This window comes from Erythrobacter insulae, from assembly GCF_007004095.1.
Taxonomy (GTDB): Bacteria; Pseudomonadota; Alphaproteobacteria; order Sphingomonadales; family Sphingomonadaceae; genus Erythrobacter; species Erythrobacter insulae.
The window spans coordinates 1995171-2022023 of the sequence record NZ_VHJK01000001.1 but is presented as its reverse complement, the minus strand read 5'-3'; the positions used below and the strand labels follow the sequence as shown (position 1 = coordinate 2022023).

The following is a 26853-nucleotide window of genomic DNA, read 5'->3' as shown; positions in this document are numbered from 1 at the left end:
CGTGAGCGGGTTGAAACCGCGCCTTACACAGACGAGAACGGAATAGAGATTTATGAGCTGGACTGATGAGCGTATCGCAACGCTCCAGAAAATGTGGGAAGGCGGCAGCACTGCCAGTCAGATCGCAGAAGAATTGGGCGGCGTCAGCCGTAATGCTGTCATCGGCAAAGCGCACCGCCTCGGGCTGAAATCACGCCCCTCCCCGGTAAAAGCCAACGACAAAAAGAAAGCCGCCAAAAAACCGGCGGCCAAGGCAGCTGCGCCCAAACCGGCGGCAAAGGCTGCGCCGAAACCTGCGGCAAAGCCAGCTCCGCCAAAGGCCGCGCCTGCGCCCGTCAACGCCGATGCACCAGCAACTGGCAACGATAGCGCGCCGTCGCAGCCGGTGCCCAACCCAGCGCCCAACCTGCCAAAGATTGTGTCCGTTGGACCAGGCGGGTTTCTGCGTCAGGGTCCAGGTGACCAGCAGCCGCCAATCCCGCCTGCGCCGCCGCGCCGTCTGGTTCCGGCCAAGCCCAGCCCGGACATCGCTGATAAGACAAGCCTGCTTGATCTTTCCGATAAAGTTTGCCGCTGGCCGATGGGCCATCCCGGCGAACCGGATTTTCACTTCTGCGGCCAGTCGGTAAATCCGGGCTTTCCTTATTGCGTCGAACATTGCGGGCGGGCCTATCAGGCACAGCTACCAAGAGGCGTTCGCCGGCCTCCGCCGCCTTTGCCATTTGGCGGTCCGCGCGTCCGCTAAGCCAGACGGTCAATACAATTTTACAAGGCCCGCCGGTTTCCATCGGCGGGCCTTTTTGTAATAGACACCCAAATTCCGAGAGATCTTAGGAGATATCGATGCCGCTATCACTTCACGCCGCGTTTGTGCCAAGCGCCCTGCAAATGCTGGGAACAGCCGATCACCTGCTCAACAAAACAGAGGCGTGGTGCGGCGATCAGGATTGCGATCATGACAAGATCATCAATGCGCGCCTGATCGAGGATATGCTGCCATTCTCGTATCAAATCAAAAGCGTCGCGGAACATACCGCAGGGTCTCTGCAAGCCGTGCAAGACGGCGTTTACAGTCCCGATTTGAACCCGCCGCCCTCAACATTCGAAGGGTTGCGAACCAAACTTTCCGATGCGCGGGCAATCGTGAAAGCGCATGACGAAGAACAGATGGAAAGCTGGATCGGCCGCGACATGCGCTTTGAATTCAAGGATCGCGGGATGGATTTCACAGTCGAGGATTTCCTGCTCAGTTTTAGCCAGCCGAACTTTTATTTCCATGCGAGCGCAGCATTTTCAATCGCACGGATGCTTGGCGTGTCGATTGGCAAAACCGATTTCCTGGGCGCAGTGCGCATTAAACGAGGGTAAAATGTTAAAATCTGGATCATCTATCGCCGCGCTCACCGCCGCGGCCCTGCTAACATTGCCTAGCGCTGCCCTGGCAGACATTCCTGCTCCTGTGAGCGCCATGATCGATGCCGCGCTTGAAAGCGGCGATGAAGGCAAGGTTCGCACCGTGATTGAACTCGCGCGTGAGACAAACCCTGATGCTGGCGAAGAGCTGGATAAAATCCTCGCGCAGTACGAGCGCGATCTTGCGAAAGATCAGCTGTACGCCGCCCAGCAGAAAGAGGCGGAAATCCGCAATGCCGGCCTGTTCGATAATTGGTCAGGCGAAGGGCAGCTGGGGGCGTTTCGCAGCACAGGCAATTCATCCAATACAGGTATTACAGCCGGTCTGAAGCTGGAACGGGTGGGTATCGACTGGCGCCATAAACTGACCGGTCTCGTCGATTATCAGGAGACGAACGGCGTCACCACGCGCGAGCAGTTTCTGGCCGCTTACGAGGCCAATTATAACATCTCCGATCGCCTATTCGCTTACGGGTTGGGCCAATATGAGCGTGATACGTTTCAAGGCTTTTCAGCGCGTTATTCCGCATCGGGAGGCCTCGGGTATCGGGTAATCGATACCGATGCGATGCAATTGGCTGTCAAAGCCGGCCCGGCATTCCGTCAGACGGAATTTACCGGGGGCGCCTCCGATAGCTCGCTGGCAGGTCTTGCTGCGCTTGATTTTGACTGGCGAATTGCGGAAAATCTGAAATTGACCGAAGATGCCAGTGCTTTCGTTCAATCGGGCAACAGCACCTATGTCAGCACAACCGGCCTTTCAGCCGGTCTGGGCGGCGGCTTTTCAGCGAGCATTTCCTACACGGTGGAGCATGACACGAATCCGCCATTAGGCGCCGTTCAGACAGACACGCTCAGCCGTGTAACGATCATCTATGATTTTTAGGCGCTCGAAAGCCGTTTAGCGTTTTTTGGCGAACCAGATCGTGTGGCGCGGCCCTTTATTATTGGGCCGCGCCCGCACTTCGCGCATTTCGGTGTCGAACCCGGAATCCATCAGACGCCGGGTGAATTTGTGATCGATTGCGGCCGACCATACGGACAGAACACCGCCCGGGCGCAGCGCATCATGCGCCTTGGCAAGTCCGGTGCGCGAATACAGGCGGTTGTTGTGGTCCCGAACAATCCCGTCCGGCCCGTTATCAACATCCAGCATGATCGCGTCATATTTCGCGCACGTGCCATCATTGGCATCATCGATTAAGGCCGAAACGTCGCAAATGCGGATGTCTCCGCGCGGATCATCCAGAGTATCGCCTGTTAGATGCGCAAGCGGCCCCGCCGCCCAGTCAAGGATTTCCGGCACGATCTCGGCCACGCGGACCTGCGCGCCTTCAGGCAAATTTGCCAAAGCAGCCCGATAGGTAAAGCCCATCCCGTACCCGCCAATAAGCACGCGCGGTTTCGCCACAGCAAGCTCGGCCAGAGTCAGCTCGGCGAGCTGTTCCTCGGAAAACTGCATCCGTGTGCCCATCAACTCATCACGGCCAAGCATGATGATGAAATCGCGGCCATGGCTGACGAGGGTGAGCTCTTCTTCCCCGCCGGGGATTTGAGCGCGGGCAATCTGTTTGCGTTCTAGCATGAAATCGGCCTTAGATCATGTCGCTCGGGGCGAATAGCCCGCCAGTGAGTTTCCTGTGCCTGCATCCGACAAACGATCTGTCGGGGCGGCAACCTTTGCCGCCCCGACATTATCTGAACACAGAATTCCGGCTTCGAACCGAGGAGTTAGCCGGTCGCCTCAAGAACCATGTTCGTAGGCGTTTCAGCCGTTCGCCGGACATTTGCGAAGCCGCCCTGGTTGAGCACGTCGGTGAGGCGTTTCTGCCCCGCTTGTGCGCCGAGACCAAGGCCTACGTCCTGCGCCAGCGAGCATGGCGTGCAAACCGTGGTCGAGAACGCATAATAGATCTGCCCAAGAGGGTGCATATTATCCGCCATCGCGTCCCCAGCCATCGGCTCAACCAGCATGAAAGTGCCGTCACCGCTCAATGCGCCATGGATATGGGCTGAGGCCCCAACAGGGTCGCCCATGTCATGCAAGGCGTCAAAAATGCAGACCAGATCGTAATCCTCGCCCGGAAAATCCTGCGCACTGGCAACAGCGAACTCGACATTGTCGACCCCTGCCGCCTTTGCCTTGGCCTTGGCTTCATCAATCGAGGGAGCGTGGAAATCGAACCCGTAGACTTTCGAATTGGGAAAAGCCTTGGCCATAAGGACGCTGGAGGAACCATGCCCGCAGCCGATATCTGCGATCTTGGCACCGGATTTAAGCTTGTCCTCGACGCCGCCCAGCGATGGTATCCATTCGCTAACCAGCATGGCCTCGTATCCCGGACGGAAAAACCTGTCCGTCCCGCAAAAACAGCATTGCGATTGGTCGCTCCAAGGGCGCCCTGCCCCTGTCCGAAACGTCTCTACGGCTTTTACATTGGCATCGTATTGCGAAACGACAGCCTGAAAGAACCCCTGCATACAGGCAGGCTGTCCTTCTCTTCCAAAGATCAGGGCTTGTTCGGGTGAGATCGAGAATGTGTCATCCTCCGGGTGGAAGTTGACATAGCCCGCAGCAGCGACAGAGCCGAGCCATTGGTGCAGGTATTTGGGGTTAAGATCGGTCGCCTTGGACAGCTCACTCAATGTGACGCGCCCCATACCATCCAGAGTGTCAAAAACTCCGGCCTGATCGCCAAGATAGGCCATGAATATGCTCAAGGCGCTGGCGACATCGCCAACCGCTTTGCCTGCGACTTTTTCCAAGCGTGCTTCGTTGATTGCTTCCGACATAAGGCGTCCTCCATTGAGTTGAAACGAAGCGCCCGGCGGGACAGTATCGGTGCCCAAAATGCGCACCTTCGATCCTCATGCGGTGATTTACCACATCGCAGCCAGAAAGAACAAAAAAGGCCGCCTGGAATTACCCAGACGGCCTTTTTGATAAATTCACGAAGGAGTTAGTCCTTCAGAAAGTCCGGCATTGCAGCGGGACCATCATTGTCGCCGCCTTTGTCACCGCCGCCGCGTGGGCCGCGATCACCGCCGCGGCCACCGCCGCCGCCACGTGGACGACGATCGCCACCACGGCCGCCGCGATCACCGCGATCACCGCGATCACCGCGCGGTTTGCTTTCGCGCGGCGGGCGGGTGTCTTCCAGCTCTTCACCGGTTTCCTGATCAACGACACGCATCGACAGACGGACTTTGCCGCGCTGGTCGATTTCGAGAACCTTGACCTTTACTTCCTGGCCTTCGGAAACAACGTCCGTTGGTTTTTCAACGCGCTCGTTTTTCATTTCCGACACGTGGACGAGACCGTCCTTGCCGCCCATGAAGTTCACGAATGCGCCAAAATCAACGATGTTGACGACTTTGCCGTTGTAGATCTTGCCGACTTCGGCTTCTTCAACGATGCCTTCGATCCAAGCCTTAGCCGCTGCGATTTCATCAGCGTTGGAAGACGAGATCTTGATCGTGCCTTCATCGTCGATATCGACTTTAGCGCCGGTTTCCGCAACGATTTCACGAATGACCTTGCCGCCTGTACCAATGATGTCGCGGATCTTCGACTTGTCGATCTGCATCGTCTCGATACGTGGAGCGTGCTTGCTGACTTCGCCGCGTGATCCGCTGAGGGCCTCGGTCATCTTGCCCAGAATGTGCGCGCGGCCAGCTTTCGCCTGCTCAAGCGCCTGAGTCATGATTTCCTGCGTGATGCCGGCAACCTTGATATCCATCTGAAGGCTGGTGATGCCCTCTTCGGAACCGGCCACTTTGAAGTCCATATCGCCAAGATGATCTTCATCACCCAGAATGTCGGACAGGACGGTGAAATCTTCGCCTTCAAGGATCAGGCCCATCGCAATACCCGAAACCGGACGCTTAAGCGGAACGCCTGCATCCATCATCGAGAGGCTGCCACCGCAAACCGTTGCCATCGAAGACGAGCCATTGGACTCGGTGATGTCTGATAAAACGCGGATGGTGTAAGGGAAATCCTCAACCGATGGCAGAACCGGATGGAGCGCGCGATAGGCGAGCTTACCATGGCCGGTCTCGCGGCGGCTGGTGAAACCAAAACGGCCCACTTCACCGACCGAATATGGCGGGAAGTTATAGTGCAGCATGAAGTTGTTGTACGAAAGGCCTTCCAGCCCGTCGATCATCTGCTCTGCATCCTTGGTGCCCAGCGTGGTGGTGCAGATCGCCTGCGTTTCACCGCGGGTGAACAGCGCCGAACCGTGGGTACGCGGCAACAAACCAACCATCGCCTCGATCGGGCGAACTTCGTCGGTCTTACGGCCATCGATACGCTGACCATCCTTAAGGATAGCGCCGCGAACGATTTCCGCTTCCAGTTTCTTGACAACTTTGCCAGCCGTCATCTGTGTCTGGCCGTCTTCCTCGGCGAATGCTTCCTTCGCCTTGGCGCGGGCAGCATTCAGCGCATCGGAACGCTCGGACTTGTCGGTCATCTTGTAAGCGGCGGCGATATCATCACCGATCAAAGCTTTCAGTTTGTCCTTCATGTCCGAATTGTCAGAAACTGCTGGCAGTTCCCATGGCTCTTTTGCAGCCTGTTCAGCCAGATCGATGATCGCGCCGATGACTTTCCGGCTTTCCTCGTGGGCGAACATGACCGCACCGAGCATTTGCTCTTCGGTGAGTTCTTTCGCTTCGGATTCGACCATCATCACGGCGTCTTGTGTTGCCGCAACAACGAGGTCGAGATTGCCGTCTTCACCCAGCGCGTCTGCGACTGTCGGGTTCAGGACGTATTCGCCTTCATTGTTGTAACCAACGCGTGCCGCGCCGATTGGGCCCATGAATGGCAGACCCGAAATGGTCAGCGCAGCCGATGCCGCGATCATGGCGACGATATCTGGTTCGGTCTCGCCGTCATACGACAGCACCTGACAGATGACGTTGATTTCGTTGTAGAACCCTTCAGGGAACAACGGGCGGCAAGGACGGTCGATCAGACGCGATGTAAGCGTCTCTTTTTCGGTCGCGCGGCCTTCACGCTTGAAGAAGCCACCCGGAATACGGCCAGCTGCAGAGAATTTTTCTTGATAGTGAACGGTGAGCGGGAAGAAATCCTGCCCTTCTTTCACAGATTTGGCAGCGGTGACTGCGCACAGCACCACGGTTTCGCCATAGGTGGCCAGAACGGCGCCGTCTGCTTGACGGGCGATCTGTCCTGTTTCGAGGGTGAGGGTCTTTCCGCCCCACTCCAGCGATACGGTTTTCTTATCGAACATGTATTTTCCTTCTGAACCCGCCTGCCACATTGCATTGCGGGGCCTACTTGTTTCCGGGTGTGCCGGCCCGGACCGGTGCGGGGCTTTAAAACTGTGCCCCAAAGGCTTGCATCGCCGAATTGCGGTGCGGGCCTTTATTTACGAGAAGTTCGGGATACCGTGAACCGGTTCCCGATTGTTCCTCCCCAGATGCGAAAAGGGCGACCCCGCGGAGCCGCCCTTCACGAAACTCTTATTTACGCAGACCCAGTTTCTGGATCAGGGCGTTGTAACGCTCGACGTCTTTCTTTTTCAGATAGGCGAGCAGATTACGGCGCTTATTGACCATCATCAGAAGGCCGCGGCGCGAATGGTTGTCTTTATGGTTGCTTTTGAAGTGACCAGTCAGGTTTTTGATGCGCTCGGTAAGGATCGCAACCTGGACTTCGGGGCTGCCCGTGTCGCCGTTGGCCTGGGCATTCTCTTTGATAACTTCTTGCTTACGCTCGGGTGAAACCGACATATTATTCTCTCTTACTCAGCGACATCGGGAAGGTTAAAACCCCGTACGACTTTCGCCGTGCCATCTGCAATTTCAACGAGCGCTACCGGAACATTATCCAGCATCGCACAATAAAGCCCAGATGGTTGGGGCAGTTCAGACAAGACCCGGCCCTGACGGACCGCCTGCGCGCTTGTCTGATCGAGAATTAGGGCCGGGATGTCGTCCAGCCCCGCCCCGAGCGGCAGGAGGAGGTCTTCAAGGCCCGCGCCCTTACCGATTCCGTTGAGTTTGTCCAGCGAAATCGCCTGATCCTGGTGGAACGGACCGGCCTTGATCCGCCTGAGATAGGTAACGTGACCAACAGTTCCAAGAGCGCGCGCGATATCCCGTGCAAGAGACCGGATATATGTGCCTTTAGAGACATGCGCGGTCAACGTGACGCTAGTGGCGATGACTAGCGGTGCAGTTGGATCATACGGGTCGGGCCGTCCGGCGGTATCGGCAAAGGCTGAACCGACCTCTTGAGACGCGCTGAAACCCGATGCCATTTCCAGCGAATGGATCGTGACTTTGCGGGTCTTCAGCTCCACTTCCTCGCCGCCCCGGGCCAGATCATAGGCGCGTTTGCCATCGACCTTGATCGCGGAATAAGCCGGCGGGATCTGTTCAATCTCTCCGGTAAAATGCTCCAGCATGGCTGCGACCGCCGCCATGGGCGGGAACCGGTCAGAACGGGCCGTCACTGCGCCTTCGGTATCGAGCGTGGAGGTTTCCTCCCCGAACTGGACCGTGAATTCATAGATCTTGCTGGCATCGAGCATCCGCCCGGCCAGTTTGGTCGCCTCACCCAGCGCAATCGGCAGAACACCCTCGGCCAGCGGATCAAGCGTGCCGCCATGCCCGACCTTGGGCATGTCCTTTTTGGTGGGGGCATAGCCGCCTTCGCGCAGGTTCCGCTTCACCGCAGCAACCGCCTGTGTCGAGCCAAGCCCGCGCGGTTTGTCAAGGATGATCCAGCCCGAAAGCGGCTGACGCCCGGGCGGGTGTTTTGGGGCAGAATTAGAATTCATCTCGCCGCGCTAGGACCTTAAACCGAGCATCTCAAGCCGCTTCAGGAGCGGTATCCGCACCGCCAAGCGAAAATTGCGGGGTCAGCCCATAGGCCAGTTTATTCATCACCAATGCGATCGCGATGGACAATACCAGCGTCACTGCCATGCCGTGAATGTAGTGGGCGGGCTGCCAGATCATGCTCCAGAACCCGTAAAACGCTACACCGGTCACCACGCCAATCATGGCCGCTCCCGCTTTTACGTTTTTGAACAGCAGGCACACGATGAACGCGCTCAGGATCGGCATGGAAAGCAGCCCGTACAGTTCCTGAACGGTGTTGATCAGGCTTTCCTGACTGGCGAAGAATGGCACGAGCGCCAGCGCCAGAACCGACATCGCAATGGAAACAATCGCGCTGAGTTTGGCGACGGATTTTGGGCGGTCCACATACGCTTCGTGAATGTCGCAAACATACAGCGCGGCCGATGCGTTCAGGATCGAATTGAACGTTGTCAGCACGGCCGCGGCCAAAGCGGCTGCAAATGCGCCGGAAAGCCACACTGGCAGAACATCACCGACGATCTGGCCATAGGCAGCATCGCCGACATCGCCATACAGTTTGTACGAAACGATACCGGGGATCACGACGATGGCGGGCACGATCAGCAAGCGGATGCCCGCTGCGGCAAGCACGCCTTTTTGCGCTTCCTTGATATCAGGCGCGGCCATGGCACGCTGCGTTATGGTCTGGTTGGTTGACCAGTAAAATGTCTGGATAAAGATCATCCCAGTCAGCAATGTGTGCCACGGGATCGGGCTATCATTGCTGCCGATGAGCGTCAGGCGCTCTGCAGGAATACCGGTGAGGTCAAAATCAATCGCCTGAAGCGCGAGATAAACAACCAGCAACGCAAGGCTGAGGATCAGAATGCCCGAATAGGTGTCCGACACGGCAACAGCGCGCAGTCCGCCGAAAATCGCGTAAGCGGCGCCGACAGCGGCGAGGATGACCGACACGACAAGAATGTTTTCCAGACCCGTGTCCAGCTGAACCATTGAAAGCAGAAACAACGATCCGCCATACAGGATCGCGGGCAGGAAAATGAACAGATTACCGAACAAAAACAGCACGCTGATAAGCGCGCGTATATGTTTGTCATTGTATTTTTTCTGAAGCAGTTCTGTCGTCGTCGTGCAGTTGTTTTTGTAATACACCGGCAGGAACACGAAGGTCAGGATCAGCAGGCCGGCGACCGCCGCAAATTCCCACCATGCGAGCAAGGCCATCTGGTTACCGTTCATCCCGATCAGCTGATCGGTCGAAAGATTCGTGAGCGTGATCGAGCCTGCTATAAAATACCATTTCAAACCGCCACTCGCGAGGAAGTAATCCTTCTCGCCGGAATGGCCATCGCTCAATTTGCCACGGCAATGCAGATAGGTCGCAAAGGCGATCAACGCGGTTATACCTACAAAAACCGCGATCTGGACTAAGTTCATCGAATTGGTACTCCCAGCACCGCTCTGCTGGCGGTTATGGCTTGTCCTAGCCAATTGAGTGCCGCATGGCGATGGGTAATGAATGCGACCACGACAGCCTCTCCCCGATATTATGAACTGCGCGCAGGCGGCGCTCTGATAGCGCTTGAAGCCAGCCACGGTGATCGGCCGATTGTGCTGTATGCGGGGCGCGATCTGCCCAACGTCTCGTCGCAGGAACTGGCGCTGCTTTCAACACAGCAGCACGCACCGGGAAGCGCCGCAGTGCCGCTGCGCGGATCATTTCTTAATGAGGTCGGCACGGGCATATCCGGGCCATCAGGCCTCACCGCGCACCGATCGGGCAAAGACTGGGCAATTGATCTTCGCGTTGCGCGCGTGGATCAGGCATCCGCATCCCAAATCGCGGTCCACTGTATCGACCGGCACGCTGGCATCGCCGCACGCCATATCCTCAAGCTCGACGCCGCCACCGGCATGTTGGTGTGTAGCACCAGTATTGAGAACACGCGCGCCGGCGATGTCGCAATGGATTGGTGCGCCGCGCTGTGCCTGCCGATTGACCCACGCCTGACGCGGTTTTTAAGCTTCACCGGCAAATGGGCACATGAATTTGCGATCGAGGAAGTCCCCGAATTCAAAGGCAGCATTGTGCGCGAAAACGCATCGGGCAGGACCAGCCATCATGTCTTTCCCGGCGGTATCATGGCGACACCGCAAACCGGTGAGAATGCCGGAATGGCAATTGGTTTTCATCTGGCGTGGAGCGGCAATCACCGCCTGCGCATAGACCGGCACAATGACGGGCGCTCAATCGTTCAAATGGGCGAAATGCTCCTGCCCGGCGAAATCTGTCTTTCCGAGGGCGAAAGCTATCAAACGCCCGACTTTCTCGCGTGTTGGTCCGATGCTGGCCTCAATCCGGTGAGCCATGCATTTCACGATTATCTGACCACAGCGGTGATGGACAAACGCACCCAGCCAAAACCTCGTCCCGTCCATTACAACACGTGGGAAGCGGTATATTTCAATCATGATGAAGCCGCCCTGCTCGATTTGGCGCAGGCCGCTGCCGATGTTGGCGCAGAACGGTTTGTGCTGGACGATGGCTGGTTCGGATCGCGCCGCCATGATGGCGCTGGACTGGGCGATTGGTGGGTAACGCCAGAGCTGTATCCCGATGGGCTGCATCCGCTGGCCAATAAAGTCCGCGAATTGGGGATGGAGTTCGGCCTTTGGTTCGAACCGGAAATGGTCAATCCCGACAGCGATCTGTATCGTGCGCATCCCGATTGGGTGCTTGGGTTGGAAGGCGTTGATACGGTGCCGTTTCGCGGACAATTGACGCTGGACCTTACAAAGGCGGAAGTCTGCGCATATCTGTTCGACCGCATCAGCGAATTGGTGAGCACATACCGGATCGCCTATATAAAATGGGACATGAACCGCGACACGCCCCATCCGGGCAGCGAAGGGCGCGCGGTGATGCACCGGCAAACCGGCGCGGTTTACAACCTCATGAAAAAGCTGCGCGCCGCGCATCCTCAGCTGGAAATCGAAAGCTGTTCATCGGGCGGTGCGCGCGCCGATTTCGGCATTTTGCGTCATACTGACCGGATCTGGACATCGGACAACAACGATGCGCGTCAGCGTCAGCATATCATGCGCGGCGCAAGCCATTTCTTCCCGCTCAGCGTGCTCGGCAATCATGTCGGTCCGCGCACCTGCCATATCACCGGGCGCAAATTCGGCATGGCGTTTCGCGTGGGCAGCGCGATGCTTGGCCATATGGGAATGGAGCTGAACCTCAGAGCCGAACGAGAAAGCGATCTGGCGATCCTGAAATCGGGCATCGCGCTGCACAAGAAACACCGCGATCTGATCCACAAGGGCCGCTTTAACCGTCTCGAAAGCGCCGAAGCAACCAATCTGGTCGGGTGCATTGCCGCCGATCAACGCGAAGGTCTGTTCAGCTATACGATGCTGGACACGTCGCTTGATACCTTGCCGCGGCGCATCCAGTTTCGCGGGCTATTGCCTGACATGGATTATCGTGTGCGGTTGATCTGGCCGCTTCACAACCCCTCCATCAGCACCCCTTCAATCATCGACGAGACCGATTTGATGGGTGACGGGCACATCTTTTCAGGTGCGGCGTTGATGGGACATGGTATGCAGCCGCCGCTAACATTCCCCGATACGTGTCTGATCTATCACCTTGAAGCCTGCGAGTGAGTGTAACCATGAGCAAACCCTATGATCTGCTGATAATCGGCGGCGGGATCAACGGCGCAGGCATCGCCCGCGATGCAGCCGGTCGCGGTTTGTCGGTGTTGCTGGTCGAGAAAGACGATCTGGCCAGCCACACTTCGAGTTCGTCGACGAAGTTGGTTCATGGCGGTTTACGCTACCTGGAGCATATGGAATTCCGGCTGGTTCGAGAAAGCCTAATCGAGCGGGAGCGCCTGCTAAAAATTGCCCCGCACATTATCTGGCCTCTGCGATTTGTGTTGCCGCATGACAAGGGTCTGCGCCCCAAATGGATGCTGCGGCTCGGATTGTTCATGTATGACAATCTGGGCGGGCGCAAAATCCTGCCGCCCACGCGCACACTCGATTTGCACGCTGCGCCGCATGGCGGCATTCTGGAAGCACGGCTTGAGACCGGATTTGAATATTCGGATTGCTGGGTCGAGGATTCGCGTCTGGTCGTGCTCAACTGCGTCGATGCGAAAGAGCGCGGCGCCGATATCCGCACGCAGACCGAATGCACGGGACTAGACCGCCGCAAAGACGTGTGGATTGCCGATTTGTGCGATAAGGCCGGTCAGGAAGAACGTGTCATTGCGCGCCGTGTGATCAACGCCGCAGGACCGTGGGTGGATAAAGTGCTGGGCCGCGCAATGCCCGATAATGCTCACGAAAACCTGCGTTTGGTCAAAGGCAGCCACCTGATTTTTCCGCGCCTGTTCGAAGGCGATCATTGCTACATCTTCCAAAACAAGGATGACCGCATCATCTTTGCCATCCCTTATGAACGGGATTTTACGTTGATCGGGACAACCGATCAGGGTTTCGAAGGCGATCCGACCGGCATCGACATTTCCCCCGAAGAAGCCGCTTATCTTTGCGATGCGGCCAATGAATATCTGCGCAGCGATATTTCGCCGGAACAGGCCGTGGCAAGCTATGCCGGAGTGCGCCCGCTTTATGATGACAAATCGGCCAGCAATTCGACTGTAACGCGCGATTACGTGTTTGAGCTTGACCGCGGCGATGACGGCAATGCGCCGCCGCTGCTTTCGATTTTTGGCGGGAAGATCACTACCTATCGCAAGCTCGCCGAACACGCGATTGCGAAACTGGCGCTCCATGGTGAAGCCTGGACTGCCGACGAGTGTCTGCCCGGAGGCGATATTCCGGTCGAGGACTTCGACAGCCGGCTTGCGCAGATGCAGATGCATTACGGCTGGTTTCCCGCAGATGGGATGCGCCGGTTGTTTCGCGCATACGGCACGCGGGTCAGGACGCTGATGGGTGATGCGCGCGGCCTGAATGACATGGGCGAGCATCTGGGCGGCGATTTGTATGCGCGCGAGCTTGAATATATGGTCGAGCATGAATTTGTGACCTGCGCAGAGGATGTCCTGTGGCGGCGGAGCAAGCTGCGCCTGCATCTTGATGAAGCAGCGCAGAAACGGGTCGAAAGCTGGTTTGCCAAAGGCATCGCTGCTGCATGAGCGCGCCAATCGAACTTCCCCGCTCTGTCGGCGGCGTACCAACCTATCGCCGCGACCACCGCAAGGCCGATGGCCGGATGCTGCACCTATATGGCCGCACGCCGCACCTTCTGGCGGTGCAATCCGAAAGCGCAGACGATATCGCGCAAGGCGGCGAGATCCGGCACCACCCGCTGCGCGGCGAATGGAATGTCTATGCCGCGCATCGTCAGAACCGCACATTCAAACCTTCGGCTGCCGATGATCCGCTGGCCCCGACACAGGCGGGCGGGCCAGCAACCGAAATCCCTTTTCAGGATTTTGAGCTGGCGATTTTTGAAAACAAATTTGCCGCGTTTCATTCCGATGCCAATAGCGCCGCGACATTGCCCGGCATCGCCAGCCAACCCGCAAGGGGGGCCTGCGAAGTTGTGGTCTACGCGCCCGAGGCAAAGGGCAGTCTCCTTTCCATCGGCACAGACCGGCGGCAGGTGTTGATCGCGGCATTGATAGATCGTTACCAATCACTGTTCAAAGCGGGCTGTAACTATGTGTTACCATTCGAAAATCGCGGAGACGAAGTCGGCGTGACGCTGCACCATCCGCACGGACAGATCTATGGATTTGATCGTGTCCCGCTTGTTCAAGAGCGGGCGATTTCGGCATTTGTCGATGGATATGATCTGGCTGGCGAAATCGCCACTGCCCTGCCCGATTACGGCATTGGCGAAGCGGGAGGCGTGGCTGCCTTCGTGCCGCGATTTGCGCGGTTTCCCTATGAAATCTGGCTCGCCCCGCGCATTCGCCGCGAAGGGCCCTGGGATTGCTCAGACGAAGAGCTCGAAGGCTTGGCCTATTGGCTGGGTGAGGTGACGCGCCGTTACGATGCGTTGTTCCAACAACCCGCTGCGACGATGATGGCGTTTCACTCTGCCCCTGCTGGCGGGTCGGCCAATTATCATTTCACGGTGCAGTTTTACCCGTTGCTGCGCGCGCCGGGGCGGATGAAATACCTTGCTTCGGTGGAACAGCATACTGGCACTTTCACGGTTGATGTCATGCCGGAAAGCGCCGCAGCGGCGCTGAGGGAGGTCTAAAAGTGACAGATCACTTCACCGCGTGTGCACCGGGACGGGTGAACCTGATTGGAGAGCACACGGACTATAATGGCGGCATGGTTCTGCCCGCAGCCTTGTCTGTGGGTTTAGAGGTAACTCTTGCCCCGCGCAGCGATAGCGCCGTTGCGGTCACTTCGAACAATTACGATGCACCTGCAATCCGCGATCTGGCCGATGATGCGGTCGGCGATTGGGCCGATACCTGTGTGGGCGCGCTGCGCGAGGCAAACGCGCTGGGTTTGCTGGATGGGGGTGCCACGCTTGATGTGGTTTCCACCATTCCCGAAGGGTCGGGCCTATCATCATCCGCCGCGCTGATTGTTGCCATTCTCAAAGCTGCGCGTTTCGCCAATGCCGGCGCAAATGCTGCGCCATTGACGGATATTGAAATCGCCATCGCGGCGCGCAGAGTTGAAAACCAATATATGGGCGTGCCCTGCGGAATTATGGATCAGATGGCAGTCGCGCTGGCCACGCCAGGCACAGCTATGGCGCTCGACACGCGCGCTCTCCAATATGATCTGGTCGCACTGCCTGATACGCATGAACTGATCGTTGTGCATTCCGGATTGACGCGAAAGCTGACTGATGGGCGATACGGCGCACGCAAGGCGGAATGTGACGCGGCAAAGCGTTATTTCGGGACCGAGGATCTTTGCCTAATTGATTGGGAAGAGGCCCAGAACGCCGATCTTTCCGAAGCCCCGAAAAAGCGCACGCTGCATTGCATTAGCGAAAACCTCCGCGTGCATACCGCGATTTCCGCGCTTCAAAACCGCGATATCCCGGCCTTGGGACAGGCGATGAATGAAAGCCATGTGTCGATGCGGGATCTGTTTGAAATGTCACTGCCCCCGATCGATGCGCTCGTTGCATCGGCGACTGATCTGGGCGCTGTTGGTGCGCGGCTTACCGGAGGCGGTTTTGGCGGCTGTATCGTGGCGTGTATCGCCAAATCAGAGCGGGATACGTGGCTTGCAAAGCTGCTTGATCGTCATCCGGAAGCCCGCTTGATCGATGCAGTCAGCGCAGCGGCCAGCGGCACCTAAATCCCGCTGATCATTTGGGCGATGGTCAGATATTGATCTACAGTCCATGCGACAGGCGGCATCACAATCTGCGCGATCCACCCGGTTCCAAATGCCCAGCTGGCAGCGATCAGTCCTATAAACAGGAACATGCCAACCTGTTGCAGCTTTTCCCACTGCGCGCGCATACTTGCAGGCAGCAATCCGCCGACGATGTGTGAGCCATCAAATGGGGGGATCGGCAGCAGATTGAACAGGCCCAGAAACACATTCATCAGGATCGAATAATACAACATCGATGTCAGCGGGCGAATGTCGCCGCCTTCATCAACGATCAGCATTGAATAACCTTCTTCAACGCCAAACCGCGCGGCTTCGGGTGCAAACAATCCGAACAGGATTGCCGCGACCAGCGCGATGACGAAATTGCTCGCCGGGCCAGCCGCTGCGACCGCCATCATTCCGTATCGCGGATTGTTCAAAAGGTGTTTGTTGACAGGAACCGGTTTCGCCCAGCCGAACACCGGCCCGCCAAACAGCGCCAGAAAGCCGGGCACGAGCAACGTGCCGACGGGATCAACATGCGGAATGGGATTAAGGGTCAACCTGCCCAGTCTGCTGGCCGTGGTATCGCCCAGCAATTTCGCGGCATAGCCGTGTGCGACCTCATGAAAGACAATCGCAACGACAAGGCACGGGATCAGGACCAGCGCAAGAATAATGGTTTCGGACATGTTGGGGTAAGTAGGGCGTCAAAGAGCTGCGCGCTAGCCACCAAGGGCTTCGCTGAAATGTTTTCGGCACAGCGCAAGATAACGGTCATTCCCGCCGATCTCTGTTTGCGCGCCCTCCTCAACCGGTTTGCCAGACGCATCCACCCGCAAATTCATCGAAGATTTGCGGCCGCAATGACACACAGCTTTCAGCTCAACGAGCGCATCGGCAATGCCAAGCAACGCAGCAGAACCGGGAAACAATTCCCCCTGGAAATCGGTACGGATGCCGTAACACAGGACCGGTATGCCCACTGTGTCGGCAATTTTGGCCAGTTGCCAGACCTGATCTTTGGTCAGGAATTGCGCCTCGTCGATTAGCACGCAATCCAGCGCTGCGTTTTCATGCGCCACACTGATCGCGGAATACAGATCTGTGTCTCGCGCATACAGATGCGCATCTGCTTCCAAACCGATCCGGCTGCTGACCATGCCGCGAGACCGGGTATCCAGCGCCGCCGTCCACAGCATCGTGTTCATGCCGCGCTCGCGATAGTTGAAATCCGCCTGAAGCAGCGTGGTGGATTTCCCCGCATTCATGCTCGAATAATAGAAATACAGCTTTGCCATGGCCGCAGAGTTGCACCCTCCCCCGTGCCAGCACAAGCGCAGCGCACCGCTATGTCCACCGCCTTCAACAGATCACCCCATTCACGGGGCAGACAGGCACGTCTCGCAATGTTAGGCGGTGCAAATTGCAGAGCAAATAACGGGGATTTTTCATGGTAGGTGAAGCTGCGGCTCAAACCGATAATCAAGGCATGACCGGCATTCTTGGCTGGATCGAACGCAGCGGCAACAAGCTGCCCGATCCGGTGTTTTTGTTTTTCTATCTAATCATCGCCCTGATCGCCGTTTCGATAATCTGCGCGGCACTGGGCGTTTCGGCCTTTCACCCGACCACTCTTGACGAAGCGACAGGCGCCCCGCTCCAGATTGAAGCGGTCAGCCTGCTTTCTGCCGAGAATATCCAGCGTCTTTGGGTCGAAATGCCAAAAACATTCACCCACTTTCATCCGCTTGGATATGTGCTGGTTGTGATGCTGGGCGCTGGCGTGGCCGAACGGTCCGGCTTTTTCGCCGCAGGCATGGCGAGCGCAGTCAAAAGCGCGCCGAAATCGTTGCTGACCCCGGTGGTCGCGCTTGTCGCGATGCTTGGCAACCATGCCGCAGACGCAGGCTATGTGGTGCTGATCCCGCTTGCCGGGATCCTGTTCGCAGCCGCAGGGCGGCATCCGCTGGCAGGGATCGCAGCAGCATTCGCCGGGGTTTCGGGCGGTTTTTCTGCCAATGTCTCACCGGGCCAGCTGGACGCGTTGCTATTCGGCATTACCGAGGAAGCTGTCGCAGCGAGTGCGCTCGATCCGGCGTGGACCGCCAATATCGCTGGCAACTGGTACTTTATCAGCGTGATGACTTTCCTGTTCCTGCCGATCATCTGGTATGTGACAGACAAGGTCATCGAACCGCGCCTTGGCCCGTGGACCGGCGGCGCTATGGCCGGATCTGAGAACAACGACACCCCCGATCCAACCGAACAAGATCCCGCCATCGCTGCCAAAGGATTGCGCCATGCCGGTGTGGCGGCGTTGTTTGTGGTGGGATTGTGGTTTGTGATGGTGTTCGCACCCGGCACGCCTTTGATTGACGAGGCCGTATGCGAAGGGATCAACGATTGTTCGATCCATGCCCAGCTTGCGCCGCTCTATCGCTCGCTTGTCGGCGCATTCTTCCTCCTCTTCCTGTTGACCGGTTGGGCGTATGGCCGGGCGACAGGCGCGATCAAGAACCACCGCGATCTCGTCAATATGATGGCGGAATCAATGAAGGACATGGGGTATTACCTCGTCCTCGCTTTTGCTGCGGCGCATTTTGTCGCGATGTTTGGTTGGTCCAATCTCGGCCTGATTTCGGCGGTGCACGGCGCAGACGCGATCCAATCGACCGGCCTTCCTTTGCCACTGGTGCTGGGCCTGATGGTGCTGTTTACCGGACTGCTCAATCTGTTCGTTGGATCAGCCAGCGCGAAATGGGCGCTGCTTGCCCCGATCCTTGTCCCGATGCTCATGCTGCTCGGGATTAGTCCGGAAGGCGCGACCGCCGCGTACCGTGTGGGTGACAGCGCAACCAATATCATCACCCCGCTGATGGTGTATTTCCCGCTTATCCTGGTCTTTGCCCAGCGTTGGCAAAAAGACTTTGGCCTCGGCAGCCTAACCGCGATGATGGTGCCATATTCGATCTGGCTCTTAATCTCCGGTACATTGCTGATCGTGCTATGGTTTTATCTCGGGATCCCGCTGGGTCCCGATGCGCCTGTAGGATACGCGCTTCCCGCTTCAGGCGGATAATCCGGCAATTCAAGCGGGGCAGGCAAAGGTCTGTCCCGCCGCATGGAAATCAAGCACCTGAAACTTTTTGGGCAAGTGGGGCGTATTACAGGGAACCAAGGAGCAAGATTTTGCGACCAAAACACCTGATGCCCAAGACGATCCTGTTCGCACCGCTTTTTGCGCTGTTGCTGAGCGCCAACACCAGCGCCCCGCGCGAATTTGCGCTGGATTCCGCAGCCAGTCAGGTAACGGCGAAAGTCGCTTTCTTCGGCCTGTCCAGCAAAACGATGACTTTTCCCAAGATGAAAGGTGATGTCACCATTGTCCCCGGCGCGCCTGAGCGTGCGGCGATCGATGTGACTTTCGATGCCACCGCCTTGCAAGCGCCGGATGAAACCACGCTAGAGCGTTTGCGCGGAGATAAATTCTTCTGGGTTGAGAAATACCCGACTGTGCGTTTCGTCGGCAAATCGTTGAAGCTGTCATCTGCCACACGCGGGACTGTATCGGGCAATCTCACCGCGCGCGGAGTTACCAAGCCGCAGACACTCGACGTTAAATTTGACAGTGACCCCAGCAAATCGGGCGCAGGAAAGCCGGTCAGCTTTACTGCGACGACCACAATTGATCGCCGCCAGTACGGTATGAAAAGCTATCAATTGATCGTGGGCAACAATGTCAAAATCGAGCTGCGCGCACGCATGACACCGAATTAGGTGTCGTCCCCGTCATCCGGTTCAAGATCACGGGCGACCTTTGGATCACGCAGCAATTCTTCAATCCGATCCGCTTCGGCAAAGCTTTCATCCTTGCGGAATTTAAGCTTGGGTGCGAATTTCAGGCCTAGCCGTTTGGCGACTTCGCGTTGCAGAAACGCCGTGTTCTGACGCAGCGCATTCACAACATCATCCTCGCCCGCCCCCAAGAGCGGTTTCACATAAGCGGTCGCATTGCGCAGGTCCGGCGTTAAACGGACTTCGGTGACGGAGATATTGGCGGCGCTGACAATATCATCATGCACCTCCTGACGCGCGAGCAGTTCGGACAGGATATGCCGCACCCGCTCGCCAACTTTCAGGACGCGGACCGATTGCTGTTCAGCGGTAAATGGATCTTTGTGGGCCATAGGCTTACACCATCTTTGAGAGAATGTTTTTGAGTGAATTCATATTGCGCGCCGTGCCTTTGCAGCCCAATCGGCGTTCGAGAAATTTGCTCGACAGATCAGAGATGCCCACCCCGTGGACATAATCGAGATAAAGGACGCGGCGACCCAAAGCGAGCCGTTCGCTGCCCTTAGATTTGTGCTCCGCGATCAATTTATCAACCGCCTCTTGCTCGGGTTGCTGGCTGAGGAAAATTGAGTGCACCATTTTGTCCGATCCATGCTCTGGACCAGTGCCATGGAACGGGTTTTCGTCAATCGCGGCGCGCACTTGCGCATCGGTGCGCACCATGGCGCACGACCGAAAGCCAAATTCGCGCTGCACTACCTCTTCCAGCTGCGCCTCCAGCGTGGCGGGATCGCGGGTATCGGTCAGGATGACGTTACCGCTCGCCGCGACCGTAGAGATGTCCTTGAAACCGGCGTTTTCCAGACCTGCCTTCAGATCGACCATCTTGATCCGATTGCCGCCAATATTGATGCTTCCCAGCAGCGCAAGATAACGCGCCATTACTCGCCTGCCTCTGGCGGCGGGACAGGGCGCGCGGTGGGGATGGCGGTCGATGTAGCGCGGGCCAGAACCTGGCCCTCTTCACTCAACAGCTCCGCTTCTAGGAATATGACCCGCCGGCCCCCGCGCACAACGCGGCCTTTGCCGATGATGGTCGCGCCGACCGGGATCAGGCCGAGCAGCTGCATTGAAATTTCGAGATTGAGCGGTGCCTGTTCGCCATCAGTCGCCGCGACATAGGCGTATCCCATCACATCATCGAGGTAACCCGCAACCAGTCCGCCCTGCACGCCGCCGCGCCAGGTGGTCATGGCGGTGTTGACGGTAAAGCGCATGGTTGCGGTCGCAGTTTCTGCATCAAAACCGACAAATTCTGAGCCGAGAAGCGCGCTGTGCGGCGATCCCATCACCGAATCCACTGCCAGATCAGGAAATTCCTCGCCGCGTTTCATGGCATTCCTTCAGGCATGGGCGTCGGCAGTGCGGTCGATGTTGCCCGCGCGAGCATGTTACCATCTGCATCAAACAATTCGCCTTCCAGAAAGGCGACGCGGTTGCCGTGCTTAACAACGCGGCCCTTTGCGGTGATCGCCGAAAGCGGGACCATGCGCATGAAAGTCAGGTTCATATCGAGATTGAGCGGCAGCCGTATCTCGCCGTCACCGTGATCGGTCACAGCCAAAAGCGCGCCGCCCATCACCTCATCCAGAAAGCCCGCGATCAGCCCGCCCTGCACCACCCCGCGCGGGCTCGCAAAACTGGCCGGAGGCGTAAAGCGTGTCGTCAATTCACCCTTTTCAGGGTCGAACGAAACAAATTCGCTTCCCATAAGCTCGGCGGAGGGAGAGCGCTGGCCTTCATATATCTTCGCCACCGCTCTCTACTCCTTAGCCAACCTCGATAGTCCGCTCACGCTCCTCGACTTCGAAGACTTCGAGCTGATCGCCAGCCTGAACGTCGTTTGTGTCTTCCAGCACAACGCCGCATTCGAGACCCGAGCGGACTTCGTCCACGTCGTCCTTGAACCGCCGCAGCGAGGCAATGGTGGTCGCCGAAACGATAACATCGTCGCGGGTAAGACGCGCAAAGAGGCCTTTGCGAATGACACCCTCTTCGACCAGCAGACCGGCTGCCTTGTCTTTTTTGCCAGATTTGAAGACCTGTTTGACCTGAGCGCGGCCGACAACGGTTTCGATCCGTTCCGGGCCCAGCTCGCCCGCCATCTCTTTCGCAACAGCTTCGGTCAGGTGATAGATGACATCGTAATACATCATCCGCACGCCATCGCGTTTTACCAGATCGCGGGCCTTTGCATTGGGCCGCACGTTAAAGCCGATGATCGGCGCGTTGGAAGCCGCCGCCAGCGTCACATCACTCTCTGTAATGGCGCCAACGCCTGCGTGCAGCACGCGGACTTTGATATCATCGGTCGAGATATTGTGGAGCGCCGTGACGATCGCTTCGACAGAACCCTGCACGTCACCTTTGACCAGAACCGGCCATTCGATAACGTCCGATGCGAGGTTGTTGAACATCGTATCAAAGCTGGTTGGAGCCAGTGCGGTGCGTTTCTCTGTCGCTTTTTCCTGACGGTACTGCGCAACTTCGCGGGCGCGCTGCTCGTTCTCGACCACGGTCAACCGGTCACCAGCCGACGGCACACCGCCAAGGCCAAGAACCTCGACCGGCATTGAGGGGCCAGCTTCCTTGATCTGTTTGCCCTGATCATTGACGATTGCCCGCACACGGCCGCTTTGAGTGCCGACAACAAAAGTATCGCCCCGTTTCAAAGTGCCGCGAGTGATGATGACAGTGGCGACAGGGCCGCGGCCCTTATCCAGCTGCGCTTCGATCACAGTCGCATCAGCATCGCGATCCGGACGCGCTTTCAATTCGAGCAGTTCAGCCTGAAGCTCGATTTTTTCGACCAGTTCATCGAGGCCAGTTTTCTTGATTGCCGAAATCTCGACATCCTGAACCTCGCCCGACATCGCTTCGACGATCACTTCGTGTTCAAGCAAACGGCTACGGATGTTGTTCGGATCGGCTTCGGGTTTGTCCATCTTGTTGATCGCAACGATCATCGGAACGCCCGCAGCCTGCGTGTGTTTGATGGCTTCGATCGTCTGCGGCATGATGCCGTCATCCGCCGCGACCACCAGAACCACGATATCGGTAACATTCGCGCCGCGCTGTCGCATTTCGGTAAATGCCGCGTGACCCGGAGTGTCGAGGAAGGTGATCTTCTTCTTGCCCTTGGTCGTGATCTGATAGCTGCCGATATGCTGCGTAATCCCGCCAGCTTCTGACTTTGTTACGTCGGTGCCGCGAAGGGCATCGAGCAAAGAGGTTTTGCCGTGATCGACGTGGCCCATGATGGTGACGACCGGAGGACGCGGTTCAAGCGTTTCTTCCGGATCAACATCCTGCTCCGTCGGAATATCGACGTCGGCTTCGGATACTTTTTCAATGTTATGGCCGAATTGTTCGACCAGCAATTCTGCGGTTTCCTGATCGATGGTCTGGTTTACGGTGACCATCATATCGAGATTGAACAGCTCTTTGACGAGATCCGCGCCCTTTTCGCCCATCCGTTTGGCGAGCTCGCCCACGGTGATGGCTTCGGGAACGATGACATCGCGAACTTGCTTCTCACGCGGTTTCGAAGACCCGCCGCCTTGCATCCGACGCTCTTTTTCGCGCGCACGCTTGAGCGCGGCGAGGCTGCGCGCACGGCGGCCTTCGTCCTCGTTGAGCGCTTTGGTCACAGTCAGCTTGCCAGAACGGCGCTTGTCTTTGGCGCTGCCGGTATCTTTGACCGGGCGCTTTTCTTCTTTCTTTTTCTTGTCCGGACGCTTTGGTTCAGGCCGGGCAACCGGAGTGAACTTGCGCGCAACCGGCTGTGCGTCGGCCTCTGGCGGCGCTTCGCTTACCTCCGGCTCAGCGACCGGCTCCTCAGCCGGGGCGGTTGCTTCTTCATCAGAGCCTTTTTCCGCTTCTGCTTCGGCTTTTTTGTTCTGTTCGCGTTGACGGGCTTCTTCTTCGTCCCGCTTGCGCGCAGCTTCCTCTTCGCGTTTGCGATCATCAGCGAGCTGCCCAAGGCGCTGCTCTTCCGCTTCGCGTTGCAGGCGCTTCACGCGCTCTTGCGGAGTTTCGCCTGCAGGTGCTCTTTTAGCAGGCTTTTTCGCCGCAGGCTTCTGAGCCACGGGCTCTGGCGCAGGTTCAGGTGCGGGCGCAGGGGCGGGTGCCGGCGCTGGCTCGGGCGGAGTTTCGCCGGGCTTAAGAAGTTTGCGGCGGCGCTTCACCTCAACCGCAACCTTATTGGTGCGGCCGTGGCTAAAGGTCTGCTTGACCTCGCCAGCATCGACCGCCCTTTTCAGGCCCAGCGGTTTACGGGTGCGTTTTTCTGGTTCGTCGCTCATTCTAGCTCGTTAATCCTTCACGTATCAATCTTGTCGTCGCCGCCAGCGCCGGATGGCACGGCATGCGCTTCGTCTGAAACAGGCCGATCATGCGCGGCATCGGTGCCGCTCATGAACCTCGATAGGCGGGTTGCCGCCTGCGCCACGCGCACTGCTGCGCGCGCCTGATTGGAGCCTTCCAAATCTTCAGGCCGGCCCGAAACGCCCAAATGGACGACATTCTCGCGGCCCAATGCCACAGAGAGCGTGTCGCGGTCCAGTGGTAAGACCCGGCCACGTTGACCGGACCCTTCGATTTCGGCGCCCACACGCCAGGCCTGATCCAATTTCTTGCGCCCGTCAGCGCTGCTATCGCTCGCATGAAGCAAAAGTCCCAGACGTGCCTGACGCGCTTGCTCTTCGATCCGACTGGATCCCATCACAATGTTTCCAGCGCGCAGTTCCAGCCCAAGCCGGTCGGTAAAATGCCGCGTAAGCGCCATTTCGATCTGCTGCGGCAATTCATCAGAGTAGGAAAGGCTAATGCGCCCACCGTCATCCTTTGCCGGGCCGCCTTTGAACGACCGCATCAATGCACGCTTTAAATGGCCATCAGCCATCGCTGCTTCAAGAGCGGCGCGATCAGGGGCGATCCACGCCCCGCGCCCCGGCGCTTTTGCACCGGGATCAGGCAGAACCTGCCCTTCTGGTGAAATTGCCAAGCGCACCAGATCGGTCCGTGGCAATGTCTCTCCGCACAGAATGCAGCGCCTCTCACTCCCGGAAGCCTTATCAGCTTGCCGGGAATGGGGCATTTCAGCGATGTCTGAACTTACGCGCTCATTGGGTGGAGTCCGCATCGGCGGCCTCCTGAGTGTCAGGCCCGGACGAATCTTCGTCATCGAACCAGTGCGCGCGGGCAGCCATGATAATCTCGTTGCCCTGTTCTTCGGAAAGACCGTACTCGCCCAGAACGCCGCCTTTATCCTGCTCGCGTTGCGGACGACGCATTGGCGGACCGTCTGCATTGTTGCGGCGGCGCGGTGCTTCGCGTTTCTTCGCGATCAGCTCGTCAGTGGCCAGATCGGCCAGATCATCAAGCGTCTTGATGCCTGCCTTGCCAAGCGTGACCAGCATCGATTCGTTGAGATGCGGCATGGTCGCCAGATCATCTTCAACGCCAAGCTCGCGGCGGGTTGCGCGGTGGCCTTCTTCCTGACGCTCAATCGCCTCGAGGGCACGGCTCTGCAGTTCTTCGGCCAGCTCTTCATCGAAACCTTCGATTGCGGCCAGTTCAGCCTTATCGACATAGGCGACTTCCTCGAGCATCGCGAAACCCTCGGCCACAAGCAGCTGTGACAGCGTTTCGTCGACATCGAGTTCTTCTTCGAAGACTTTGGAGCGCTCGGCAAATTCCTTGGAGCGCTTCTCGGATGCCTCTTCCTCGGTCATGATGTCGATCTGGTGGCCGGTCAGCTGACTGGCGAGGCGCACGTTTTGGCCGCGACGACCGATTGCCAGCGAAAGCTGGTCATCAGGAACCACGACTTCGATACGACCATCTTCTTCATCAAGAACAACGCGCGCAACAGTCGCCGGTTGAAGCGCATTGACGACAAACGTCGCAATGTCTTCAGACCATGGAATGATGTCGATCTTTTCGCCCTGCAATTCCTGCACGACGGCTTGAACGCGGCTACCCTTCATACCAACGCAGGCACCGACCGGATCGATCGAGCTATCGTGGCTGATGACACCGATTTTTGCGCGGCTGCCCGGATCGCGGGCTGCGGCTTTGATTTCGATGATACCGTCGTAGATTTCCGGCACTTCCTGCGCGAACAGTTTGCGCATAAAATCAGGCGCGGCGCGGCTAAGGAAGATTTGCGGACCGCGATTGTTGCGCTCCACCTTTGTAATCAATGCGCGGACACGCTCGCCAACGCGGGCGGCTTCGCGCGGGATCTGTTGATCGCGGCGGATCACACCCTCGGCGCGGCCAAGATTGACGATCACGTGGCCGAATTCGACCGACTTGATCACGCCAGTGATAACTTCGCCGGCACGATCTTTGAACTCTTCAAACTGACGCTCACGCTCGGCATCGCGGACCTTTTGAAAGATCACCTGCTTGGCGCTTTGTGCATCGATACGGCCCAGATCCACCGGAGGCAGCGGATCGACGATGAAATCACCGATCGCCGCGCCCTCTTGCAGTTTCTGGCCCTGCTTCAGATCGACCTGCTTGAAGTAGTCTTCGACCTCCTCAACCACCTCGACAACCCGCCACAGCGTAAGATCACCGGTAAGCGGGTCCAGCTTTGCACGAATGTCGTTTTCAGCGCCGTAACGATTACGGGCCGATTTCTGGATCGCTTCTTCCATTGCTTCGATAACAATCGACTTGTCGATCATCTTTTCCGAAGCAACTGCGGTTGCAATCGCGAGGAGTTCTGCCTTGTTGGCGGAAATGGCACTGGCCATCAATCGTCTGCCTTTTCTTCTGCTTCGATTTCATCGGCACCGCTCACATCGAGCGGCTTGGTTGCAGCGATCAGCGCGTCTGTCAGAACGAGCTTGGCTGCGTGAATTTGTGTCCGGGGAAGTTCGACATCCCCGATATTTGCGGCGTTCAACTTTACCATATCATTTTCGATGCCGGTAAGCTCGCCTTTAAATACGCGCTGTCCCTTTTCATCGCCCGACCAGCCTTTGATCATGACGATCCGCGCTTCGTGCCCCGCCCAATTCGTGAAGTCTTTTTCACGGGTCAGCGGGCGATCAATACCCGGCGATGACACTTCGAGGTGATACGCACCCTCGATCAACACTTCGCCTGCTTCTTCGCGCGCGTCAATCACACCGGATACACGGCGCGACAATTCGGCGCATTGTTCAATCACCAGCTGGCCTGTTGCCGGGTCTTCAGCCATGATCTGCAATGCTTCGCCGCCGTCGCCGGCCTCCGATGGCATCATCTTCACGCGCACCAATTCAAAACCCAAAGCCGCAGCTTCCGGTTCGATCAGATCAGTCAGGCGCGCAATATCAGTCATCAAATTCCGTTTATCAGGTCCGCACAATCAAAGCC

General features: G+C 57.7%; 25 protein-coding genes. 9 read left to right on the top strand and 16 right to left on the bottom strand.

The features are described from left to right. Window positions 1-52 precede the first annotated feature (52 nt). The 3 genes from FGU71_RS09545 to FGU71_RS09535 all read left to right on the top strand — a co-directional run bounded on the left by FGU71_RS09545 (window position 53) and on the right by FGU71_RS09535 (window position 2299). Complete coding sequence (locus FGU71_RS09545; protein ID WP_142788350.1) at window positions 53-745, top strand: GcrA family cell cycle regulator; 693 nt, start codon at window positions 53-55, stop codon at window positions 743-745. A 98-nt stretch (window positions 746-843) separates the two neighbouring features. Then, window positions 844-1368, top strand: a complete 525-nt coding sequence (locus tag FGU71_RS09540; protein ID WP_142788349.1) for a DUF1993 domain-containing protein — start codon at window positions 844-846, stop codon at window positions 1366-1368. Window positions 1369-1468: 100 nt separating this feature from the next. Next, window positions 1469-2299, top strand: coding sequence for a DUF481 domain-containing protein (locus tag FGU71_RS09535; RefSeq protein ID WP_234035772.1), 831 nt, complete (start codon window positions 1469-1471; stop codon window positions 2297-2299). A 15-nt stretch (window positions 2300-2314) separates the two neighbouring features. On the opposite strand, the gene FGU71_RS09530 is transcribed toward FGU71_RS09535, so the two are convergent. The 6 genes from FGU71_RS09530 to FGU71_RS09505 form a co-directional block, all read right to left on the bottom strand. Continuing rightward, window positions 2315-2998 (bottom strand): polyamine aminopropyltransferase, encoded by a 684-nt coding sequence (locus FGU71_RS09530; RefSeq protein ID WP_142788347.1) that lies wholly within the window; start codon window positions 2996-2998, stop codon window positions 2315-2317. Between the two features lie 146 nt (window positions 2999-3144). Continuing rightward, a complete protein-coding gene (locus tag FGU71_RS09525) occupies window positions 3145-4206 on the bottom strand; it encodes a class I SAM-dependent methyltransferase (protein ID WP_142788346.1) in 1062 nt (353 codons plus the stop codon). Window positions 4207-4373: 167 nt separating this feature from the next. Further along, complete coding sequence (gene pnp / locus FGU71_RS09520) at window positions 4374-6677, bottom strand: polyribonucleotide nucleotidyltransferase (protein WP_142788345.1); 2304 nt, start codon at window positions 6675-6677, stop codon at window positions 4374-4376. Between the two features lie 232 nt (window positions 6678-6909). After that, the gene (rpsO, locus tag FGU71_RS09515; RefSeq protein ID WP_142788344.1) at window positions 6910-7179 is read right to left on the bottom strand and encodes a 30S ribosomal protein S15; all 270 of its coding nucleotides are present in this window, start codon (window positions 7177-7179) and stop codon (window positions 6910-6912) included. Between the two features lie 11 nt (window positions 7180-7190). Beyond that, complete coding sequence (gene truB / locus FGU71_RS09510; protein WP_142788343.1) at window positions 7191-8231, bottom strand: tRNA pseudouridine(55) synthase TruB; 1041 nt, start codon at window positions 8229-8231, stop codon at window positions 7191-7193. 31 nt (window positions 8232-8262) lie between these two features. Further along, window positions 8263-9714, bottom strand: a complete 1452-nt coding sequence (locus FGU71_RS09505) for an SLC5 family protein (protein WP_142788342.1) — start codon at window positions 9712-9714, stop codon at window positions 8263-8265. Between the two features lie 78 nt (window positions 9715-9792). On the opposite strand from FGU71_RS09505, the gene FGU71_RS09500 reads away from it, so the two are divergent. The 4 genes from FGU71_RS09500 to galK are packed head-to-tail and all read left to right on the top strand — an operon-like array spanning window position 9793 to window position 15600. Next, window positions 9793-11949 carry an alpha-galactosidase gene (locus FGU71_RS09500; RefSeq protein WP_142788341.1) on the top strand — a complete coding sequence of 719 codons (2157 nt, stop codon included), beginning with the start codon at window positions 9793-9795 and terminating at the stop codon, window positions 11947-11949. Window positions 11950-11957: 8 nt separating this feature from the next. After that, on the top strand, window positions 11958-13454 hold the full coding sequence (gene glpD, locus FGU71_RS09495) for a glycerol-3-phosphate dehydrogenase (protein WP_142788340.1): 1497 nt from the start codon (window positions 11958-11960) through the stop codon (window positions 13452-13454). Then, window positions 13451-14530: a galactose-1-phosphate uridylyltransferase gene (locus FGU71_RS09490; protein WP_142788339.1), complete on the top strand. Its 1080-nt coding sequence runs from the start codon at window positions 13451-13453 to the stop codon at window positions 14528-14530. The genes glpD and FGU71_RS09490 overlap by 4 nt, the downstream gene beginning before the upstream one ends. 2 nt (window positions 14531-14532) lie before the next feature. Beyond that, window positions 14533-15600, top strand: coding sequence for a galactokinase (gene galK / locus FGU71_RS09485; RefSeq protein WP_142788338.1), 1068 nt, complete (start codon window positions 14533-14535; stop codon window positions 15598-15600). On the opposite strand, the gene FGU71_RS09480 is transcribed toward galK, so the two are convergent. Together FGU71_RS09480 and FGU71_RS09475 are read right to left on the bottom strand one after the other, a co-directional pair. Then, window positions 15597-16313 (bottom strand): site-2 protease family protein, encoded by a 717-nt coding sequence (locus FGU71_RS09480; RefSeq protein ID WP_142788337.1) that lies wholly within the window; start codon window positions 16311-16313, stop codon window positions 15597-15599. The two genes, galK and FGU71_RS09480, sit on opposite strands and share 4 nt — an antisense overlap. A gap of 33 nt (window positions 16314-16346) precedes the next feature. After that, window positions 16347-16922, bottom strand: a complete 576-nt coding sequence (locus FGU71_RS09475) for a thymidine kinase (protein WP_142788336.1) — start codon at window positions 16920-16922, stop codon at window positions 16347-16349. Window positions 16923-17074: 152 nt separating this feature from the next. Here FGU71_RS09475 and FGU71_RS09470 point away from each other — a divergent pair, with 152 nt between their 5' ends. Further along, complete coding sequence (locus FGU71_RS09470) at window positions 17075-18703, top strand: AbgT family transporter (RefSeq protein WP_199799167.1); 1629 nt, start codon at window positions 17075-17077, stop codon at window positions 18701-18703. Between the two features lie 128 nt (window positions 18704-18831). After that, complete coding sequence (locus tag FGU71_RS09465; RefSeq protein WP_142788335.1) at window positions 18832-19401, top strand: YceI family protein; 570 nt, start codon at window positions 18832-18834, stop codon at window positions 19399-19401. Here the strand turns inward: FGU71_RS09465 and rbfA are convergent. Genes rbfA through rimP form a run of 8 tightly spaced genes read right to left on the bottom strand, consistent with a single transcriptional unit; the run spans window position 19398 to window position 26818 of the window. Then, window positions 19398-19811, bottom strand: coding sequence for a 30S ribosome-binding factor RbfA (gene rbfA / locus FGU71_RS09460; protein WP_142788334.1), 414 nt, complete (start codon window positions 19809-19811; stop codon window positions 19398-19400). The genes FGU71_RS09465 and rbfA overlap by 4 nt on opposite strands. A 4-nt stretch (window positions 19812-19815) precedes the next feature. Continuing rightward, window positions 19816-20361, bottom strand: a complete 546-nt coding sequence (locus tag FGU71_RS09455; RefSeq protein WP_142788333.1) for a DUF1697 domain-containing protein — start codon at window positions 20359-20361, stop codon at window positions 19816-19818. Then, complete coding sequence (locus tag FGU71_RS09450) at window positions 20361-20813, bottom strand: PaaI family thioesterase (RefSeq protein WP_234035713.1); 453 nt, start codon at window positions 20811-20813, stop codon at window positions 20361-20363. Before FGU71_RS09450 ends, FGU71_RS09455 begins: the two co-directional genes overlap by 1 nt. Continuing rightward, complete coding sequence (locus FGU71_RS09445) at window positions 20810-21235, bottom strand: PaaI family thioesterase (RefSeq protein WP_142788332.1); 426 nt, start codon at window positions 21233-21235, stop codon at window positions 20810-20812. Before FGU71_RS09445 ends, FGU71_RS09450 begins: the two co-directional genes overlap by 4 nt. A 13-nt stretch (window positions 21236-21248) precedes the next feature. Further along, window positions 21249-23783, bottom strand: coding sequence for a translation initiation factor IF-2 (gene infB, locus FGU71_RS09440; RefSeq protein WP_142788331.1), 2535 nt, complete (start codon window positions 23781-23783; stop codon window positions 21249-21251). 17 nt (window positions 23784-23800) lie between these two features. Further along, on the bottom strand, window positions 23801-24622 hold the full coding sequence (locus tag FGU71_RS09435) for a DUF448 domain-containing protein (RefSeq protein ID WP_142788330.1): 822 nt from the start codon (window positions 24620-24622) through the stop codon (window positions 23801-23803). After that, window positions 24603-26246 carry a transcription termination factor NusA gene (gene nusA / locus FGU71_RS09430; RefSeq protein ID WP_142788329.1) on the bottom strand — a complete coding sequence of 548 codons (1644 nt, stop codon included), beginning with the start codon at window positions 26244-26246 and terminating at the stop codon, window positions 24603-24605. The genes FGU71_RS09435 and nusA overlap by 20 nt, the downstream gene beginning before the upstream one ends. Continuing rightward, window positions 26246-26818, bottom strand: coding sequence for a ribosome maturation protein RimP (gene rimP / locus FGU71_RS09425; protein WP_142788328.1), 573 nt, complete (start codon window positions 26816-26818; stop codon window positions 26246-26248). Before rimP ends, nusA begins: the two co-directional genes overlap by 1 nt. Window positions 26819-26853: the final 35 nt, after the last annotated feature.